The 19,512-nt window shown below is 48.9% G+C and carries 15 protein-coding genes and 1 riboswitch; of the genes, 11 read left to right on the forward strand and 4 right to left on the reverse strand.

The genetic code is table 11. From position 1 onward, the window contains the following. Positions 1-212 precede the first annotated feature (212 nt). Complete coding sequence (locus tag WH45_RS01125) at positions 213-866, reverse strand: universal stress protein (RefSeq protein ID WP_046212551.1); 654 nt, start codon at positions 864-866, stop codon at positions 213-215. 64 nt (positions 867-930) lie between these two features. Next, entirely contained in the window at positions 931-1,383 is a 453-nt protein-coding gene (locus tag WH45_RS01130) for a hypothetical protein (protein ID WP_046212552.1), read from the reverse strand. A gap of 361 nt (positions 1,384-1,744) precedes the next feature. Continuing rightward, positions 1,745-1,939, forward strand: a riboswitch (cyclic di-AMP (ydaO/yuaA leader). A 119-nt stretch (positions 1,940-2,058) separates the two neighbouring features. Here WH45_RS01130 and WH45_RS01135 point away from each other — a divergent pair. From WH45_RS01135 to WH45_RS01160, 7 genes are all read left to right on the forward strand, one after another. Then, a complete protein-coding gene (locus WH45_RS01135; RefSeq protein WP_046212553.1) occupies positions 2,059-2,472 on the forward strand; it encodes a hypothetical protein in 414 nt (137 codons plus the stop codon). 140 nt (positions 2,473-2,612) lie between these two features. Further along, on the forward strand, positions 2,613-2,960 hold the full coding sequence (locus WH45_RS23820; RefSeq protein WP_052723558.1) for an NAD-dependent epimerase/dehydratase family protein: 348 nt from the start codon (positions 2,613-2,615) through the stop codon (positions 2,958-2,960). Then, positions 2,917-3,210, forward strand: a complete 294-nt coding sequence (locus tag WH45_RS23825) for a Rossmann-fold NAD(P)-binding domain-containing protein (protein WP_235338212.1) — start codon at positions 2,917-2,919, stop codon at positions 3,208-3,210. The genes WH45_RS23820 and WH45_RS23825 overlap by 44 nt, the downstream gene beginning before the upstream one ends. A gap of 125 nt (positions 3,211-3,335) precedes the next feature. After that, complete coding sequence (locus WH45_RS01145) at positions 3,336-3,659, forward strand: hypothetical protein (RefSeq protein ID WP_046212554.1); 324 nt, start codon at positions 3,336-3,338, stop codon at positions 3,657-3,659. A gap of 27 nt (positions 3,660-3,686) precedes the next feature. Further along, positions 3,687-4,268, forward strand: coding sequence for a GNAT family N-acetyltransferase (locus WH45_RS01150; protein WP_046212555.1), 582 nt, complete (start codon positions 3,687-3,689; stop codon positions 4,266-4,268). Positions 4,269-4,420: 152 nt separating this feature from the next. Further along, positions 4,421-5,794 (forward strand): sodium-dependent transporter, encoded by a 1,374-nt coding sequence (locus WH45_RS01155; RefSeq protein ID WP_046212556.1) that lies wholly within the window; start codon positions 4,421-4,423, stop codon positions 5,792-5,794. Positions 5,795-5,861: 67 nt separating this feature from the next. Then, entirely contained in the window at positions 5,862-6,359 is a 498-nt protein-coding gene (locus tag WH45_RS01160; protein ID WP_046212557.1) for a DinB family protein, read from the forward strand. 191 nt (positions 6,360-6,550) lie between these two features. On the opposite strand, the gene WH45_RS01165 is transcribed toward WH45_RS01160, so the two are convergent. Continuing rightward, a complete protein-coding gene (locus WH45_RS01165; protein WP_046212558.1) occupies positions 6,551-7,486 on the reverse strand; it encodes an aldo/keto reductase in 936 nt (311 codons plus the stop codon). 599 nt (positions 7,487-8,085) lie between these two features. Between WH45_RS01165 and WH45_RS01170 the strand changes: the two genes are divergently transcribed. The 4 genes from WH45_RS01170 (at position 8,086) to WH45_RS01185 (ending at position 14,907) form a co-directional block, all read left to right on the forward strand. Further along, entirely contained in the window at positions 8,086-10,428 is a 2,343-nt protein-coding gene (locus tag WH45_RS01170; protein WP_046212559.1) for a tetratricopeptide repeat protein, read from the forward strand. 116 nt (positions 10,429-10,544) lie between these two features. Further along, positions 10,545-11,786, forward strand: coding sequence for an MFS transporter (locus WH45_RS01175; RefSeq protein ID WP_046212560.1), 1,242 nt, complete (start codon positions 10,545-10,547; stop codon positions 11,784-11,786). Positions 11,787-11,839: 53 nt separating this feature from the next. After that, on the forward strand, positions 11,840-12,193 hold the full coding sequence (locus tag WH45_RS01180; protein WP_046212561.1) for a cupin domain-containing protein: 354 nt from the start codon (positions 11,840-11,842) through the stop codon (positions 12,191-12,193). Next, complete coding sequence (locus WH45_RS01185; RefSeq protein WP_046212562.1) at positions 12,193-14,907, forward strand: S9 family peptidase; 2,715 nt, start codon at positions 12,193-12,195, stop codon at positions 14,905-14,907. Before WH45_RS01180 ends, WH45_RS01185 begins: the two co-directional genes overlap by 1 nt. A gap of 287 nt (positions 14,908-15,194) precedes the next feature. Here WH45_RS01185 and WH45_RS01190 read toward each other — a convergent pair whose 3' ends face one another. Continuing rightward, on the reverse strand, positions 15,195-18,980 hold the full coding sequence (locus tag WH45_RS01190; RefSeq protein WP_152663457.1) for an immunoglobulin-like domain-containing protein: 3,786 nt from the start codon (positions 18,978-18,980) through the stop codon (positions 15,195-15,197). Between the last annotated feature and the right edge of the window lie 532 nt (positions 18,981-19,512).

Raw genomic sequence — 19,512 nt, forward strand, 5'->3', positions numbered from 1 at the left:
CCCTTCTGTATGTGAATCGAGCGATATTGCGGCAGTCACATCCGCATCCGGCTGCTCCGGCTGCGCGGATCGCTCATAAATGCTGCCAGAGCAGCAGTTCTGATCATACGCCTTTTTATACAGGAGTTCAATACGGGGACAGCCACCCGGGCAAGCCAAAAAGGACGCTGCGCTTCGCTGGCAGTGCCCTTTCTTTATTCGTAACGATTCCGCTACGAGCCTGTATGCTGAATCTCTTCTTCGAGCAGATCGATTACCCGGCCTTTGAATACTTTCAGGTATCTATACTCGTCATTCATTCGCAGCTTCAGCAGCCCGTTATCGAAGTCGGTATGCTGATCCTTGAAAAAGACTCCCTGGGTCACGATCGGTTGATCGGTCTCGTAGCGGATCTGGTACCCGGAAGGCGTACGAATCACATCGACCTCGACACCATCTTCATGTGTCTCCTCCAGCCGAGCCTTCATCCGCTGCACGGCCACAATATGGATATCGACCGCTCCCAGCTCCTCCAGCAGATCGTTGACGATGGAGCCGCGGGTAATTTCCTGCCAGCGGGATTGCGCCGACTGGCCAATAATGAGCTGGGTAATCTGCTGCTGGCGTGCTACGTCTGCGATTACAGCGGCAGGCTCATCGTTCTCATCGACCTTGATGATAAACGTACCGCCTGCCTCCTCGGTCATTTTTTTCCATGAGTTCAGATAGTTCTCCTGCTGCATATCCAGTTCGCTAATCGGTTCGTTCAGCACCGTAATGACATACAGCGGAGATTGAAGCAGATGGGCCAGCCGGATTCCCCGCCTGATCAGCCGCTCACCATTAGGGCCGTAATAGACCCCAACCATAATTTTCTCTTCGTTCATTGCCCTAGTCTCCTTTGCTCACTATGTGTGGATTATATCTATAAGGACTCTTAACCAGCTTCGTTCAGAAAGAATAATAGGCTTCTGCATAATCGCCGAGAAATTGCCGTTCAGTCAGCAGGTGTGGCTGAACAGGCAGCTCCGGAGCGGCTGTCTGGCGATCGATATAATTGTGCAGCGCTTCGGCTGCCAGCTGTGCCCGGGTATCGCCCCAAGCCTGCCGGTGATCCTCGATGAATGCCAGCGTCTGCAGTACAGACATTCCTTTGAGCCGCCGAAATACGGAAGCCCAGCGCACCAGATCCAGCCGCCGCTGACCATCGGAGAATTCATATTCCGCCCAGCCCGATCCGTCTGTCATCGAGATGCGCAGCAGTCCGCAGTGCAGCATCCGGCAGCTGTCCGGCAGCGCCAGCCGCTGATGATCATACAGATAGATTTCCAGCGATCCGACACAGGTGACAGAGACAGCAGGTGGAACAACAGGTCGTACAGAGACAGATGATACATTTCGCATGCAAGACACGCTCCTTGGGGTGATTGGTTCATTGTCAGCTATCATAGAGGGGGATCTGGCTGAAGGTAAAATGACATCTGGCATCGTGGAAGCTCATATTTGTCATGGAAGCTTCATGTAATCGCATTCATCATGGCTAATCTTATCTCAATCTACCAAAATCAGGCGTATGCTCACGTTTTCATTTCTCGTAAATAAAGCAAAGAAAATAGGAGTATACGAGAGTAAAACGGCGCATTATATCCATTGTCTGCCAATAAATCATGATAAGAGCTTGCCATGCTGTTTGAATGCTCTTTACAACGTTCCATAGCGGGAGTATGATTCGTCTCAAGTTCATAAGACAGCGCTGATCGCAGCGCACCTATACCAGCTGAGTTTTTGCGATGCGGCATGGCCGTATGCAGAGAGCGGGGGAACCATCGAAGAGAGCCGTACAGGTGTCTTTTCAGGGGTGAATCGGATGTGCAGGATGTTATGGAATCCTGCCTGTCTGTAGGGAGACTCTTACTTCCGAATCCGGCAGCTAACCTCGTAAGCTGAAATTAAGAGAGGCGACAATTGTCATGCCATCCGCCAGGGACCATTCTGCGCGGATGTCTGAGAAGCTGACGAAGACCACCTCTTCCGCAGCTTCTTTTTTTGTTGCCTTCATACTACTGGAGGAAAAGAGAGATGGAATTGGAACAGGAACATCATTTGCCGGCAGAATATATACTCGTATCGCCGGCGACCCGGGCTGGAGAACAGTTTGTCCAGTTGTTAAAAGTAAAAAAAGTCCCTTTTGCCGTTATTGTGAACAGCTATGCGGAGAAAGTGCGGTTTGAAGCGATGGGCATCGATTATGTGCTGCTATTGGATACGCAGCGTCAGGAATTGTGGATGACTCCCGAACTGAATATCGGCAAAGTCTATCTGTTCGAACGCAGCCTGCCGCTCTGCTGCCGGTATATTCAGATCTGCCGTTCCTGGACAAGTGAGCCGATCTATGTGATCACTGAAGGCAGCAATTCGCGCATGATTTACAAAGGTCTGGGGGCAAATTATATTATCCATACCAATGGCGGCAGTGCCGCTTTTTTACTGTGAGCGTCTATTTATACAATTATACCTATAAAGAAATAGTTGGTGCGCTGGAAAAGCCGCTTTTGCAGGTCCCCAAATGGGTAATAGGTTGCTAAGCCGCTGCATTAGAAGCTGGCCTATCCCATAGAGGCGGAGTGATTGAAGTGGAACAAAAAACGGCATTGATTGCAGGCGCGACCGGATTGGTGGGTCGGGCATTAACCGAGCTGCTGCTCCAGGCTCCCGAGTACCGGGAAGTCATTGTGCTGGTACGCCGACCGGTGGAACAATGGCAGCAGCATGCAAAACTCCGTCAGGTCATTATTGATTATGAAAAGCTGGAAGAGCAGCGTCATGACCTGCAGGCAGATGATATATACTGCTGTCTGGGTACGACCATCCGCAAAGCCAGGACGCAGGAGAACATGTACCGGGTCGATGTGATCTATCCACTGGAACTGGCCCGTATTGCCCATGAAGAAGGAGCAGCAGCTGGCACAGATCGGATATGAGTCGTTGTCCATCGTCCGCCCGTCCCTGCTGCTGGGCAAGCGCAAGGAATTCCGGCTGGGTGAGCGTACCGGTGCAATACTGGCGCGGGTACTATCCCCGCTGTTTATCGGTCCAATGAACAAATACAAGGCGATCTCCGCGGATATTGTTGCCCAAGGCATGTACCGGATTGCCTGCCGCAAGCCGCAGGGAACGGTCGTCTATCTGTCCAACCAGCTGCATATTGCTGCTCGTCCCGCAACCCCTTAAGGGAGCAATTCATTATGCTGCATAACGGATCGGCATGGTAATATCGACAGAAGCAAGTATAATGTAAAAGCAGGTCCGCGATCTGAAGCGGATGCGAATTTTAACTATAGAAGGAGTACAATCACATGCCTCAACTGGATGCCAAACAAGCGGCGTCAATGATCGAACGCTGGATTTCTTTTTACGATATGGATAATGCCAAAGCCTGGGACAAGGATGACTATCCATTTATCCAGACATCCTGCCGTCAGATGCGCACAGCGATTCAGGCGCTGCGCGGCAAGGGACCAACAGCCCCGGCAGAGCGCAAAAAGGTCGCTGCTGCACTGGAGGAATTTATCGAGGATTCCTTTATGGATGATCAGAATGAATGGGAGCCGGAGAACCGTGCATTTGTCAAAGAGTCAATGGCTGCGCTTCAGTTTGCCGCAGGCTTTCTCCAAAAATAGATGAAATGCTGATTGAGGTGGAGCATTATGAACCAGCCCGACAATATCCCGTCCGCGGTCCAGCCGCTGCATATTTCCCTCTGTTCGGCGGAAGAGTCCCATACGATATTGAATCTGTATCCGCTCTATCTGTATGATCTGTCGGAGATCTGGGATCGCCAGCCGAACCGGCATGGCATTTTCGAAGAAGAAGACAGCTACCATACCCTTGCCCAGCAGAGTGAAGTATTCCGGATCTGGTGGCAGCATCCGGGTATTCTTTTTCCGTATCTGATCCGCGCCGGGGAGGTTCCGGCCGGCTTTGCCCTGGTGGCAACCCCTCCTTATATTCCTTCCTATGAAACTATTGACTATTTTATGCATGAATTTTTCATTATGCGTCCATTTCGTGGACAGGGGCTGGCCCAGCAGGCTGCCCGGCAGATATTCGCGCAGTTCCAGGGTTCCTGGGGGCTGCATACCAACCCGACAGAGCGAAATGGACATGCTCGCCGCTTTTGGCAGCAGGTGCTGACGGACTATACCGGCAATGAATATAGCAGCCAGCTGATTCAGAATCCGGACGATGAACAATTATTGTCGTTTCGCTTTGATAATCGCAAATTATGACATTTTTCATGCTCTATTTCTTTTTCATGGACAGGCGGGTGCATTTTGTGTAACATAAGCATAATTAATTTTGCCGGCTGATGCCCGGGTCCTATGTCTATAGTGACAGTGCCCGGCAGCTGACCGCTGCATCCATGAACAGGAGTGTGTGTATGAATAAAAAGTCTTCAAATCCGGGTCCGGCCTCTTCGGCACCCCCAATGGACGGCTTCACCAAGTCGGGCTTTATCCTGGCGGCGATCGGCAGCTCGGTCGGTCTCGGGAATATGTGGAAATTCCCGTATATTACCGGTAAGTATGGTGGAGCAGCCTTTTTCCTGCTGTTTATCATCTGTCTGATCGTAGTTGGTCTGCCAATTCTGCTAGCGGAGATGGCTATTGGCCGCGGTGGACGGGGTAATGCTGCTTCATCGCTTTTCAACATTACAGGGAAGAAGCAGTGGAAATGGGTCGGCGTCATCTCGGTTATTACGGCTTTTCTGATCATGTCGTACTATGGCGTAGTCGCCGGATGGACACTGCATTATACAGTTAACTCATTTAGTGGCGGACTGTATCAGCCGGGTACTGATTATGCGGCGACATTTACCAGCTTTGCCGGAGGCTATATGCCGCTGTTCTGGCAGGCGATCGTTATGCTTATAACCGGAATTATCATTGCCAAAGGAATCTCCGGCGGTATCGAGAAGTTCAACAAGATACTGATTCCCGGCTTTCTGATTATCCTGCTGGTGCTGATGGTTCGTGCACTGACCCTGCCTGGTGCGGCTGCAGGTGTGGAATTCTTCCTGGCACCGGATTTCTCCAAGCTGACGGCTGCTTCTGCATTGACCGCCTTGGGACACGCCTTTTTCTCCCTGTCACTGGGAATGGGATGTATGTTGACTTATGGTTCTTATGTACAAAAGAATCAATCGCTCGGTAAGGCGACACTGGCGATTGGTGCCGGTGACCTGATCTATGCCTTTATTGCCGGCATGATCATTTTCCCGACGATTTTCTCCTACGGTATGAAGCCGGAAGCGGGTGTAGGTCTGGCATTTATGGCGCTGCCGGCTGCGTTTGCCCAGATGCCGCTCGGGTTCCTGTTCGGCGGTCTGTTCTTCCTGCTGCTGGCGATTGCAGCACTGACTTCCTGTGTATCCATTCTGGAAGTACCGGTCGCCTACGCGATGGGCGAGTGGAAATGGAGCCGTAAAAAAGCGGCGGTTATCGTATCGATCGCTTCCTTCGTTATTGGTGTACCGGCAGCACTCTCCGTAGGTGGCGTGCTGAGCTTCATTACGGTGACCGATAAGAGCATTTTCGATCTGTTTGACTTTGTTACCTCCTATATTCTGATGCCGGTGGGCGGTCTGATCGTCACGCTCTTTACCGGTTATGCATGGAAACGGGTAGGGGACGAAGTGGGACTGACTGGCTGGTGGTACCGGGTATGGATGTTCCTGATCCGTTATATTGCCCCGATTCTGATCATTCTGATCTTCCTTTATTCTGTTGGACTGCTGAATCTCGGCGACGAATAGACCGTCCGATGCGAAAGCGGTTCCCGATCTGGTATACTTTACACTAGAAACGGGAGGGAGTGGAACGATGATGTCAGAACAGCAGTATTTTGCCAGATCGCTGGTCCAGTCGCTGATTGGCGAGCGCGGGCATTTGCCTATTGCCAAGGCTTTGTCGGATATTGATCTGGAATTGTCCGGGCGGACCGTGCAGGGCGTGCCTTACAGTATCTATCAGTTGGTCAGTCATATGAATTACTGGCAGGAGTATATGCTGGCTCATCTGCGCGGCGAACAGCCGGAGCGTCCACAGGACATGAGCGAGAGCTGGCCGCAGGAGTCTCAGGCGATAGATGAAATTACCTGGCAGCAGCTGCTGGACGACTTCCTGCATGGAATCGATACAGCCTGTGAATTGGCAAGAACGGTCGATCTGTCCGCTGCACTCAAGCATTTCCCCGGGGAGACGGCAGCCGGACTGCTGCGTAATATCGCCTCCCATAATACGTACCATCTCGGTGAGATCGTAGTGCTGCGCAGATTGGCAGGCAAATGGCCGCCACCTGGCGGAGGCTATCCCGCCTGATAGGGCAGTATAGATAACACGTGAATACATGGAATAACAAAAACACGCAGGTTCTCCCGGATGATCCCGGAAGCCTGCGTGTTTTGCTGTATGCTCTATATGATTTATCCTGTGATAGACCATGAACTGAACGATGGAGCATAAATTAAAGTACAAAAGATCGCCGGACGAAAATCGCCTCTTGTATTCGTTTAAACGAAAATATGGCTGATTTGCTCGATCTCCTGCGGCGTCAGCTGGATCTCCAGTGTTTTGAGATTATCGAGCACCTGATCGGCACGTTTGGCGCCCGGAATAATCGCATCGATGGAATCACGTGTCAGATACCATGCCAGCACCAGATGGGCGATTTCCACACCTTTGGCCTGGGCGATCGGACGCAGCATTTCCACTTTCTGAAGGTTATGGGTAAATGCCTCGCCCGTGAACAGCGGATCGCGTGCACGCAGGTCATCGAAGCTGGTATTTGCATCATATTTACCAGCCAGCAGACCGGAAGCCAGCGGGAAATAAGGAATAAAGCTGATCTGGTTCTGGGCAGTGTACGGCAGCAGATCCTGTTCGGCGCCGCGTTTGAACAGATTATATTCGGATTGCAGCACATCGACATAGCCGTCCTTGTTCGCTGTCTGCAGCTGTTCGAGCGAGAAGTTGGATACGCCGATTGCACGGATTTTGCCTTCGTCCTTGAGCTTTTTCAGCTCGCCGACTGCTTCATCTTTGGGCGTATGCTCATCCGGGAAATGAATATAGTACAGGTCGATATAATCGGTCTGCAGCCGCTTCAGGCTACCTTCCACGCTTGCACGCAGAAATGCCGGGGAGTTGTCGAAGACGACTTCACCCTGTTCGGTAAACTTATGTGCTCCTTTGGTCGCGATCACAACCTCATTTCGTTTGCCGGTTTCCTTGAGTACTTCGCCGATCAGCTCTTCCGAGCGCTTCGGCCCATAGATGAATGCGGTATCGATAAAGTTTATCCCATTGGCAATAGCAGTACGGACGACATCCTTGCCTGCTTCCTCATCCAGATTCGGATACAAATTGTGCCCGCCGACAGCGTTGGCACCCAGCCCGATCGGATTCACCTGCAGGTCGCTTTTGCCCAGACGTGTATGGTTGGTCATATTCATTCATCTCCTTTTGCATAATGTGCTGTATAGTCTAACAGAAATAATAGTAAAGTGAAATCATCGGAATAATAAGACATTACGTACATATTGGACCAAACCGGCATAGATTGAAACTTGTCAGCGACAACTATAACCACTTCAAAATGCTCAAACCCTGTATAAGGATTAAGAAATGATGACTGATATGACATGAAATTCGCACTTCAGGTTAGCGTCGAAAAAACCTTATTAATTAAGCTTTTATTGTTTTTATTATGTGAGTTTAATTTACATGAAAGAGCTAATATAGATTTCTAAATACTTATATGTCAAATTAGGTTACTCAAATGCCCGAAAATATCATTGTAAATTCAAATTATTTAAATTATATTGATTGCAGTAATTAATATATTTTGAATAAAAGTAAATTAATTACAATCATACGGAGAAAGGAGGAATTTATCATGATTAAAAAGTCTTCCAAAAAGAAAGGTACATTGCGTACAACAACTCCGTACACAGCTTCATAATGAGTAAGGGAATGGGTCCAAGTCTGTACTTGGACCCATTCTTTCTTTTACTGGCTTTTATCCTAATCCAAGGAGAGATGAGAGATGACAAGTTCCACTGTTACTTCCCCAACGCGGTATCGCAGCCGCTATATTCCGCTGATTGAGCAGGCGTGGCAGCGTATGGCATCGGAATCAGAGGTTTCCTTTCTGGCGATCACCGGTGCCGGTGGCAGCGGGAAGCTGGATACTTTCCGGACATTTGCCGAAGCACAGCATTTGCCGCATCAGGCATTTTACACAAATGGCAGTCAGCTGGCTAACGGCTATTTTGCCGGCTTTTACCCGCTCTTTATGTATATGATGGCTGCCTGTGAGGCCGAGTATCCCGAGATTATTGCCCGGCACGAACAGTCGATCAAGCGCCTGTTTCCATTTATTCCGTCGGCGTCCTATCAGGTGCCTGCAGATCTGACCAACCTGGCTCTGCAGGAAGAGCGGACACGTTTTTATCATCATGAATTTCAGGAAAAGCTGCTGCATGGGATCTATGAATTTTTCATTGATTATTGCGAGCATACCCGGGAGCAATTCGTGCTGGTCATTGATAATGCGGATCAGCTCTCACCGACGATTCAGATGCTGCTCCGCATTATGAGCTACCGTCAGGAATGGCAGGAGACGATCCGGATTGTCCTCTTATTCGATGGAGATATGAATTACGAACTGCAGCGTCACTGTGAGCAGGTACACATTGAGCCGCTGGATCATACCGAGGCGAAAGAGATTCTCGCTGCCCATGATATTCCTGCCGTTCCGGCGCGTGTGCTGGATGAGATGCTGCATATCGCTTCCGGTAATACGGCAGGTCTGCTGCTGCTGACCGAATGCATGAATGATTCCCTGCCCGTGTTCAATTACCTGACCCTGGATACATACACTGATTTTTATCTGAGCCGCAAAGGGCAGGCTTTCCGTTATGCATTGCTAAAGCAGTATATCCAGCAGGATGGTATCGACGATCATCCGGCGGCTGTCCGCAACTATGCGATCAGCTCGGTTGAACTGAAAGACCAGCTGCACCGTCAGCGTATACGCGAGATGGAACAGCAGCCGATGGAAGAGCGGATTATGCATCCTGTTCATTATGTCTCGCTGAGCTTCGAAGTGGAACAGTTGACCTTGCTGGCTCCGGTGGCGATCAAGCTGCAGGAGATCGGGGTGTATAACACCTGGTTTGACCTGTTCTCCCGCTATTTCATCAGTTCGGATCTGCGCATGCTGCCGGATGGGGATGAGCTGCACAATGCTGTGTTTGTCCGGATGTCATTCATTCTGTATTCGCTCGGCATCGCCAAAATGTCGATCCCCTATCTGGAGTTCTTTTATGAGAACTTTCCGGAGAGCAAGCTGATCCCGATGATTCTCTATTCCCAGAGCATGACCTATGGACGGTATCAGGTACCGGTCCAGCTGGACAAGGCCGAGCATTTTGCCATGATGAATCTGGAGAAGATCGATTCCATGTTCAAGGATCATCCCAAGCATGTGTATGTCAAAGTATTTGCCGAGAATGCGCTGGCGTATATCCGGGCCAAGCAGGGCCGGTTCGATGAAGCGATCGAGCTGTGCACGGCAGGCATTCACAAAATGAAAGACATTTACGGGGAAGACAAATATGCGCTGCATCAGTCTATCCTCGTCTACAATACCGGCCAGATCTACGAAATTCTCAAAGACTTTGATAAGGCGTACGAGATGTATGACCATGCGATCCGCCTTGACCCCTATTACGGAGAGTATTACAACGATATGGCCAATCTGCTGCAAAATCATGGCCGTCTGGAGCAGGCGCTGGACTATTATCAACGGGCGATTGACCTTTGTCCGCCATACTATGAAGCCCATATGAACCGGGCAGGCGTGTATGAGAAGCTGGGACAGTCCGAACAGGCCTATCAGGATTATCTGCGCGTGATTGAACTGAAGCCGGATACCGCTCATGCCTACAGCCAGCTCAGTACGCTGTGCTACCAGCAGGAGCAATATGATGAGGCGGAGGAATGGATCAACCAGGCGATCTATTATCAGGCAGGCGAAGCTCTGTTTTACAACAATAAAGGGTTGATCCTGCAGGAGCAGCAGCGTCATGACGAAGCGAAGCAGTGCTTTGAAGAATCGATTCGCCGCAATCCGCGTCTGTCGGAAGCTTACAGCAATGCAGCAGTGCTGGCATTCGAGCAGGAACAGTATGAGCAGAGTCTGGCGCTGATCAACCAGGCGATTGAACTGGATGCCGATCCGGATTACCGGATCAACCGCGGAATTGTCTATCGGGCGCTCCAGGATACCGAGCAGGCACTGGCGGAATTTGAATATGCCCGTCAGCACAAGCAGTCTGATGATTATGTGGATCAATTGATCCGGGAGACGACGACTGTCTCCTGAGTACTTTTGCCGGCTGGTCTGAGGACATTATGACCTGGAGATTCCGGTTGTCGTAATGTCCTCACCTGTGTCGATACCGGTATTTCATATGAATGTTTTTGAGGAGGTAGGTCGTAATGAATATGGTTCTGGTTCGATTATGGCCGGTATATCTGGCCTATGCGCTCAGTCAGTTTGGTAACTGGGCGTTTCGCGCGGGCTTTGTCTATGCGCTGTACGATCAGCAGAATGGTTCCAACTCGGTGCTGGGCTGGACAATTGTACTCGTCTATGTACCGGTGCTGCTCGGCGGGAAGCTGCTGTCTCCCTGGACCGACCGGTTTGACAGTCGCCGCACGCTGATCTGGATCGATATCTCGCGGGCGGTATTGCTGCTGCCGCTGCTGTTTATTCATGACTTTGCCAATACGGGTGTGGTAGTAATGAGTCTGGTCGTGGTCATGATCCTCAGCCTGTTTACACCGGTATTCTCTTCTGCCCAGTCGGTCTATATCCGCAAGCAGATCGATGAGGAGCATATTACACCGGCGCTGGCAGTCATCTCGAATCTGGACTGGCTGTGTACGCTGATCGGTACGATGTGCGGCCCACTGCTGCTGATTTATCTGGATTTTCAGAAAATCGTAATGATCGACCTGCTGACCTTCATCGCATCTATCCTGATATTCTACGCATTATTGCAGAAAAATACCGGAGGCAAGCAGGCGCCTCAGACAGCTGCCTCCGCTCAGCCGGAAGCAGCTCCAGCCGGCAAGCTGATCAATCTGGCTGTGCTGTCCATTTTCTTTTTGAATCTGGGTGCTGGCGTGATCAATCTCTATCCGAACGTCATTGCACGCAATGTATACGGGGTGGGCGAGATCGGTCTGAGTTATGTGTATCTTGCCAACGGGCTGGGAGGGCTGCTGGGTGCACTGCTGATTGCACAGCTGCGCAAGAAGTTCCAGCTGCTGCATATCGTGGGTGTGGCTTCATTGTGTATCGCGCTATCGCTGTTCTTGATGGGGCTGTTGAATCAGTTTGTGGTGTCCATTGTGGCATCCTCGCTCATGTTATTGTTTGGCCAGTTGTTCGGCGTCGGGGTCCATTCCTATTTGCTGAAAAATAATCCGGTCAGCCAGACAGGACGCATTACCGGGCTATTTATGTACGCGACCTTCTCAGGAGTAGCGTTAAATGCTATATTATTCGCGACTTTATTATCTTCGGCATCGGTTGGGGTGCTATCCCTGTTTCTTACTCTTTGCGCAGTATCCGCGGGGGTCTCGGCGGTATTGCTGCTGATCTATGTGCTGCTCAAGTCGCAGGCGGAGAAAAGGGAGCAGGCCGTCACAGCCGATCCGGTTAAGCAGACGTAAACGGCAGGTAGGTATACGGTAAGTATGTACATTGAAGAAAATGGGGTGTATGCATGACGGAATGGAAAAAGCTGAGCCTGTCGGCGATAGCCGATCAGGTACAGGGCGAATACAGCAATTTTGTACTGGAGCAGGCGAATGACCATTGTGTACGGATCGCTGTCTTTACAGGGGAATATCAGTGGCATTATCATCCCGATTCGGATGAGATTTTCATGGTGCTGGAAGGGGAACTGCTCATGGATCTGCCGGATGGCATTACGCTGGCAATCGGACCGGGAGAAGTATTCAAAGTGCCTGCCGGGGTAGTGCATCGTACGCGTGCAGAGGTGCGGACCGTGAATTTGTGCTTTGAGCGGGAGGAAGCGGCAACCGTATTTACGGAAATGAAGCAGGAGAATCTCTGATGGATGCCCGCGCCTGCTGGAGCGGCTGGATTCTGGAAGCGGAGATGGCGCTGCCTTTTCATTATGATGAGGAGCAATTGGAAGAGATGATGGATCGGTATGCAGTGATGCTGTCACCGACCGGTACTTCGCATTCATCGTTGGAAAGCAGGCAGGGAAGACAGGCACAGTATGGCACGATCTGTCTGTGGAGAACGAGGGTGTTTGTACCGGCAGCCATACATATTCAAATAATCGGGCCGGACGATAATGAGCTGCCGGAGACTGCACGGCTGTACTGGAATAGTCAGTATATGGAAGGAAGTACCCAACCCTTAACCCTGTGTCCGGGTTCGCATGAGCTTTCTCTGCTGCTGTACAGCCCGAAGCCGGAGGAAGAGCAGGAATCCATAGACCATAATCCAGGTGAAGGGAAATTATCCTTCCAGCTGGAGGATGCAGATCACGACCCAGGCGAAGGTGGATTGCCTTTCCTGCTGCAGGATGAGGAAGGCCCGCTACCGCTTGATCCTGATGCAGCCAATCTACGATTCAGCCTGCATGACATGGATACGCTGAGTGAATACATAGAAGCTACCGTTTCTCCGGATGGAAAATGGGCAGCGAGCATTACCCGTCATACCGATCTGGAGCAGGATCAGTACAATTATCCAATCGGGATATACCGGGTGACATCCGCTGGACTGAAGCTTGATCGGAGCCTGTCTGTCCGGGAACCGCATACTCTGCGTTTCTCTGCGGATAGTCGGCGTCTGGCCTTTGTCGCTGTTGCCAGCGAAGGATACTGGGATATGATTATTTGTCTGGAACTGGCGAACGGTCGGGAGCGCATTCTGCTCTCCGGGCTCCATCATGCCGGACAATTAGCCTGGCATCCACAGCGGGATGAGCTATTTTTTGTATGTGATGATTATGATGGTCCGGAAGAGTACCGGGTGCTGCACATCCGGGAACTGCCGCAGCGACTGTCCTGGTGGCGACCGCAAAAGGTGATCGGAAGATTGCTGCTGAATCAGCCTATGCCAGGTGGAGAAGTGCTGCTCCAGCGTATATCTCCCAAAATGTACGATATCCAGCATCTGCATGTGCATGGTGAATATTTGTATTATGTGGAGGAACAGCGCGGCAGCTCGATTCATCCGGCACTGCTGCTCCATCGGCTGAACCTGTTATCGGGTACGGACAAGGTACAGCGGCTGCCAAATGCGATCATTACCGGTATGCAGCTGTCTCCTTCCGGTCAGATGCTGGCCTATATCGGTTCCCGCTGGCAGGGGGAAGAGAAAGAGAAACTGGAACAGCCGAAAAGAACAGACCGGAATTATGCCGCTTCACCAGCGGACGCGGCTGTACAGGCAGCTGCATCCACTGCCGCTTCAGCTGCCGCCAGCTCAGAGACAGCATACGGATACGGCATCAATATTTATGACCTGCGTACTCATATTCTGCAGTTAACCGATGGCTCTATTCAGCAGCTGGATCATCCGTCTCCGGCGCAATCCGGCACTCCGGTCGGCATAGCCCGGCTGAATCAGGAATTGGTATGGGTAGGCGAAGATCATCTGCGCTATGTGATTACAGCAGGCTCGCTTACCGGAATAGCCGATTGCCACGGTATCGCTGAAGGTCAGCTTCAATATGGAATTCGGCTGGATACCGGATCGTCCCGGCTGCACAGCTTTACTGCTGCCGGCGAAGTGCTGGCAGTACAATCCGAATATGGACACCCCTACCGGCCTGCATGGTATGCACAGAATCCGATCCAACCGGGTGCAGATACGGAGGGAAAGTGGAATACGCTTGCTCTCCAGGCCGATTCCTCCCTGCTGGCGGAAGGATCGCTCGCCTATCGCTGGGTGGGCTATCAGCCGATTGCCCGGCAATCCTCCGAAAGGGAGAATGAAGGTGGTATAGAGAAAGCGAGGATGTGGATCGCCTGGCCGGAGCAGTCCGCTGCCGCAGAGCAATCGTCCATCCCGCTGGTCGTCTATCTGTACGGTGGGGCTTCTCCACTGCTGCAGGGATTCGATCCGCTGCACCAGTGTCTGGTAACCCACGGCATGGCGGTACTGGTGCTGAATCCGCTGGGCGCAGCAGGTTATGGAGCATCCTCCGCGGATCGGCATGTCAACGACTGGGGACGGGAGGCAGTTGGAGAAATCAGCGAGATGCTGGAAGAGGTGCTGGAACGGTATCCGGTACTGAATCGGCGGGCTGTAGGCATTTACGGAGGCAGTTATGGCGGTTTTCTGAGTTATCTGCTGGCAGCCCGGACGTCGTCGTTCAGTGCGGTATGCACCATAGGCGGCATCAGCAATATTACGAGCTACTGGGGCAGCAGCCAGGTGGGGTATTTGTATGGTCTGTCTGCACTGTCCGGCAGTTATCCCTGGTCTCATCCCGAGCTGTATGTGCAGCAGTCGCCTTTATTCTACAGTCAGCATATTCAGGCACCGGTTCTGATGCTGCATGGAGAGCAGGATCGTAATGTACCGGTCGGCGAATCCGAGCAGCTGTTCACTGCGCTGCGCATGCAGGACAAGACGGCAGAGATGATGATTTTTGCAAATGAACAGCATGCCATCCGTTCCAAGCCAAGAGCCTATGTCGCTTCCCAGAAATACATGGTGGCCTGGTTTGAGAAGTATCTGAACCGGAACCCTCAGCTGTGGGAAGAGCTAACCGGATCGGAGATTGAAATCATACTGGATTAGGCGGTAGCGGGTAAAGCTCCGTTTTATCGTGGTTCGATCAACAGCTGTTCCCTGCGTCGGATATTGCTGCCAGCCCTATACCTGTCGTATCCTCTTAAATAGCAAACAACCTTCTGCATATGTATACAGAAGGTTGTTTGTTATTTATTGTTAGCACAGATGAACGTTCTATAGTGATATTAAACTATTGTCAAATGTATATGCAGACAGCAAATACTCCTCTGCATATACCATACAGAGGAGTGCTGCTTATGATCGGAATTGACATATATGAAGATGAATAAATTCTAATAATTAAACTTCAAAATCGTCTGTTTGCGCTTTTCGAAATCATCTGTTCTACTTACATATGCTGTACCGTCCGTCAAAAATACAATACCATCATCTCCCCCTGTATAAGGGATTTTTGTTAGGTTATTTGTCTGGATCGGCAGCGTATTCAGCTGCTGTGAACTGATTTTGTAAGTGTCACGTCTCCAGGTGGTGTACAGTTCCAGTGTAGAAATATACAGATCACCGGCAGGAGAGAAATCCAGATCATCAGAGCTGACAGGCAGTTCGGTGATCAACGTGGACTTGTTCCAATCGTTACCTGATAAACGAACGATTTTGGAAGTGACGCCTGTTTTGCCGTACACATTTACAGCGGCATACAATCTGCCCTGTTTATCAAACTCAAGGCCGTTGATTTTATGCGGAGCCGTACCGGTTTCTTTGGCTGTGAAAGGCATGTACGTACGGCTGAGTTTCATCAGTTGATCCGCTGTAAGAGTTTTGCCACTTTGAAGATATTTGGCTTCAATTTTGAAAATCATGTTATCCATATTATTACGTGTGAAAAACAAATCGCCCGATGCATTCACAGCTACAGCGGCTGTATCCTCGATCGCTGCCAATCTCGTTTTTTGCATGGTCTGCAAAGAGATCTTGTATAGGCCATGATTAGGATTGTCTTTGTAAGCATAATTGGAAAGGTACAGATTCTGGCTATCGGCATCCATACTGTTAATGCCGGTAATATACCAGTCTGTCAGTTGGCCGGGAGTCGGTTTGACAGTTACTTCACGCGTTTTTTCCAGAGAAGCGATACCGGCTGGATTCACGGCTACGTAATGAATCGTGTAGACGCCTACCTTGGTAGTATCGAGTTTAGGGACGAATTCACCGTTAAAGGAATACGTTGTTTTAACATCAAACTTGGAATATTGCTGATCTTCAATAACCCGAATTCCTGGATCGGTATAAATATCACCCTGTACAACAGTGTCCGAGTAACCTTCTAAAGTAAGGATTGGACGAGCTTCAGGGTATACACGTTTCAGACTTTGCCCATTACTAAAATAGGATGTTCCATTAGGAAGGAACAATAATCCATTATAAGGTTCATTTCGAATCACATCTTGTTTATACGAAATGAGCTTTTCGTCTGCAACAGGCAGTGTTCCCTTTAGATCAGCAGCACTGATTTTGACGATACCGGCAGCATAAGTATAATACGACTGCGGGCTTGGAGTTTTAAAATAAAGATTACCTTGGTTATCAAAAGCGATCGCTGTAATCATGGAAGCTTCTTCCGAAACAGGAATCAATGTTTTGGAGGCGTTGTTCCAACGCAGCAAGCCAGGGTCCATATCCCATCCTTTATCCAGAGAGATATACAACTGATTGTTTATATCCATAGCCAGTCCGCTAATTTTGCTTTCAGGGATATACGCATAGTTAATACTTTTCGCCAGCAGCTGGTCGACAGTCAATGGTTGATTCAGAGAAGCGGCATCGATTTTTTTGATATACGTATATTCCGGATTTTTGGCATTCGGTACGGTGTAGTATAAGCCGCCCTTGGAATCGACAGTCACAGCCTGCAGATTCAGCGTATTAGAGCCGTATACCAGCTGTGTAACCGTACGGGTAGACAGGGAAACTTTGGACAATCCATTATTCCCCTGGGCGATGTAGGCGTGATCTTTATAATATGCCATGCCGTAAGGTGTAGGAATATTCAGAGTCTCCAGCCGATAAGGATCTGCTACTCCTGGGCTAGTAGGAGCTTCATCGTAAAATGGAAGTTTATAAATATTTCCCTTAGAATAATCCGGATTGGTAACGTAACCTTCTCCGTTCGGGAGGAAGGTTATTCCATGATACTGGCGGGTGGAATCGCCTACACCTTTATCCAATATGTTGGAAGTCAACACGGGCTGATTTTCTTGCAGTACACTGGCAGGGATTTTGTATGTGCCATGATAATCAAAGCCTGTAAAATTGGCATACAGATTACCGCCAGGGCTAATTTCAATATCTGCAATGTCACTCAGATTTTTGCGGATAATGTCATCTCCTTCGCCAAATTGCTGGAACGAAGAAAGTGTGTCATCCATTGAGCGGATAATGATTGCATGTTCATAACGACCGTTGAGTGGTTGTATTGCCGAAATGTACAAACGACCCTGGCTGTCAAAGTCCAGACCTATGATTTCAATACGTTCTTTTTCACTCTCTTCTGCAGAGAAAGGCTTTATTTCCTCGGCAGCTGCCCATAATGCTGAACTTGTCAAAGGCTGATTCTCATTCAGATAGCGGCTTTCCAATTTGAAGAAGCAGCCATGATCCCTGGCAGCTGAGAAGTAAAGATCACCTGAATTGCTAACAGCGACGCCTTGTACATCGGACAACTTGACGACAAGCTTGCGGCTGTAGTCTTTCAAAGATACTTTGTAGATACCGCCATCTGGATTATCTATAGTCGATGGATTGGCAATATAGACGGCGTTATTGGCATAATCCATACTGACAGGATTAGTGAAGTCGACTTCTGTCAGGTCTTTAGGTTTTTCTTTTACAACAACAGTACGTGTAACTTCATAAGCAGAGCGCTGATCTGGTGTAGTTACGTTATAGTGCACACTGTATGTTCCAACAATATGAGTATCAATGGCTTCTACGGGTTTTCCATTCAGAGAGTAGGTGATCTGTGTTTTGAGATCATGATACTTTTCGTCTTCAGCATAAGCTGAGGCTTCCTGATAGGTTTCTCCATTGATAAGAGTGATGGAAGATTCGCCATTCAGAGTGATCAGAGGACGCCCATCCATAAAGATACGGCGAATTTTTGTACCATCTGTAGAGTAGGAGGTTCCATCCGGTAAAAATATCATTCCACTAATAAGATACTTCAGATCAGGATAAGTCTTGTAAGGCGTTAGCATCTTATCATTGACGGGCAAAGAATGCAGCGAGCTGGCTTCGATTTTCTGGATACCTGATCGGATGGTTGTTCCATCAGTTGTGGAGTATCCGTAGGTATCTATGTACAGATTATCCTGGGAGTCAAAAGCAATTTTCTTGATCTTGCTGCTTGTATTGGAGAGAACAGGCTCAAGGCTTTGTGAATCGCTGTTCCATTTCATTACGCCCGAGAGATTTTCAGAGTTGTCACCGGAAATCGCAACGTAAAGCTGGTCTTTGGAGTCAAAAGCCATACCTGTAATCTCCACATCACTTGAGGCAGAGGCATACTTGGCATAGTCAGTGCTTGCATCCAATAGCTGCTCGAAAGTAAGTGGAAGTTGAAGGGAGTGAAGATTGACTTTCTTTATGTAAGAACTCCCAAGCGGAATGTAATACAGGTTATCCTGTGAATCTACAGCAATACTCTGAATAGAGTAATAATTGCTTTTCAAAATAGTTGTAGTCTGACCTGTCGTAAGGGATATCTTAGATATTCCATTTGCAACTTGTAAAAAGTATACCTCTCCATTGCGGTAGGTCATATCAAGCACGCGTGGAAAGTATAGCTGATCTGGCTTGTACACAATATCGGATACAGTTGGGGAGCTTGGCAGCGGGCTGATCACCGGCAATTCGTATACACTGGATTGTACATCGTTGGATGAAGAAACAGGCAATTCGCTGGAAGATACATCCACCGCTACAGATGCTTCTCCCGAGCTAGTTTCTGCTGCAAAAGCAGCATTCCCTGTCACCCCCGGCAGTACCAGAGAAAGTGCCAGACAGGTTGAAATAAACTTTTTCATTATAAACCTCCTTTTTATTGGTAAATCTGTTGCCACCAACCTAATATAACAGCATACGCTAGCTGTACCATATAGGCACTTAGCAATGTTTTTTAATTTGAACTATCTCATTTTGAGAAATACAGGCTCATTATTTAGAAAACTCACATTCCCTGTTAAAATCCTGTATTCGATATAAGCCAGTATCATAATATATTGACAAAAATCCTTGTTATTGTGCAAACGAATGCCCTAATCAAAATAATCTTTGGAAATATTAATATTCAATATTTCTATTAAGAAAAGATATGGATAAAAATTTTGTGGGAAATGTACAAAAAAAGGATTGCTAATCAGGAAGCGATGGAATAAAATGTTCTTGCAGCCATCTGTAAACGCTTTCAAATAGATAATTAACTTACTTTCAAAGAAGGGGAAGAACAGACAGAGATAGCGGCGAGAATTTGATAAATAAATTGAAACCGCTAACAAAATCTTGTTTACTTTTTGTGCCAAAAATAAGAGAATGGTATAAAAGTAAAATTTATCTATTTGTAGCCGTTATTTTGCAAAACCAGTATACCAAATG

This window comes from Paenibacillus wulumuqiensis (genome assembly GCF_000971965.1).
GTDB classification, from domain to species: domain Bacteria; phylum Bacillota; class Bacilli; order Paenibacillales; family Paenibacillaceae; genus Saccharibacillus; species Saccharibacillus wulumuqiensis.

What these genes read in the sequence shown, in the direction of transcription:
- WH45_RS01125 (WP_046212551.1), bottom strand. Translation starts at nt 866, where the DNA reads ATGAACGAAGAGAAAATTATGGTTGGGGTCTATTACGGCCCTAATGGT.
- WH45_RS01130 (WP_046212552.1), bottom strand. Translation starts at nt 1,383, where the DNA reads ATGCGAAATGTATCATCTGTCTCTGTACGACCTGTTGTTCCACCTGCT.
- WH45_RS01135 (WP_046212553.1), top strand. Translation starts at nt 2,059, where the DNA reads ATGGAATTGGAACAGGAACATCATTTGCCGGCAGAATATATACTCGTA.
- WH45_RS01145 (WP_046212554.1), top strand. Translation starts at nt 3,336, where the DNA reads ATGCCTCAACTGGATGCCAAACAAGCGGCGTCAATGATCGAACGCTGG.
- WH45_RS01150 (WP_046212555.1), top strand. Translation starts at nt 3,687, where the DNA reads ATGAACCAGCCCGACAATATCCCGTCCGCGGTCCAGCCGCTGCATATT.
- WH45_RS01155 (WP_046212556.1), top strand. Translation starts at nt 4,421, where the DNA reads ATGAATAAAAAGTCTTCAAATCCGGGTCCGGCCTCTTCGGCACCCCCA.
- WH45_RS01160 (WP_046212557.1), top strand. Translation starts at nt 5,862, where the DNA reads ATGATGTCAGAACAGCAGTATTTTGCCAGATCGCTGGTCCAGTCGCTG.
- WH45_RS01165 (WP_046212558.1), bottom strand. Translation starts at nt 7,486, where the DNA reads ATGACCAACCATACACGTCTGGGCAAAAGCGACCTGCAGGTGAATCCG.
- WH45_RS01170 (WP_046212559.1), top strand. Translation starts at nt 8,086, where the DNA reads ATGACAAGTTCCACTGTTACTTCCCCAACGCGGTATCGCAGCCGCTAT.
- WH45_RS01175 (WP_046212560.1), top strand. Translation starts at nt 10,545, where the DNA reads ATGAATATGGTTCTGGTTCGATTATGGCCGGTATATCTGGCCTATGCG.
- WH45_RS01180 (WP_046212561.1), top strand. Translation starts at nt 11,840, where the DNA reads ATGACGGAATGGAAAAAGCTGAGCCTGTCGGCGATAGCCGATCAGGTA.
- WH45_RS01185 (WP_046212562.1), top strand. Translation starts at nt 12,193, where the DNA reads ATGGATGCCCGCGCCTGCTGGAGCGGCTGGATTCTGGAAGCGGAGATG.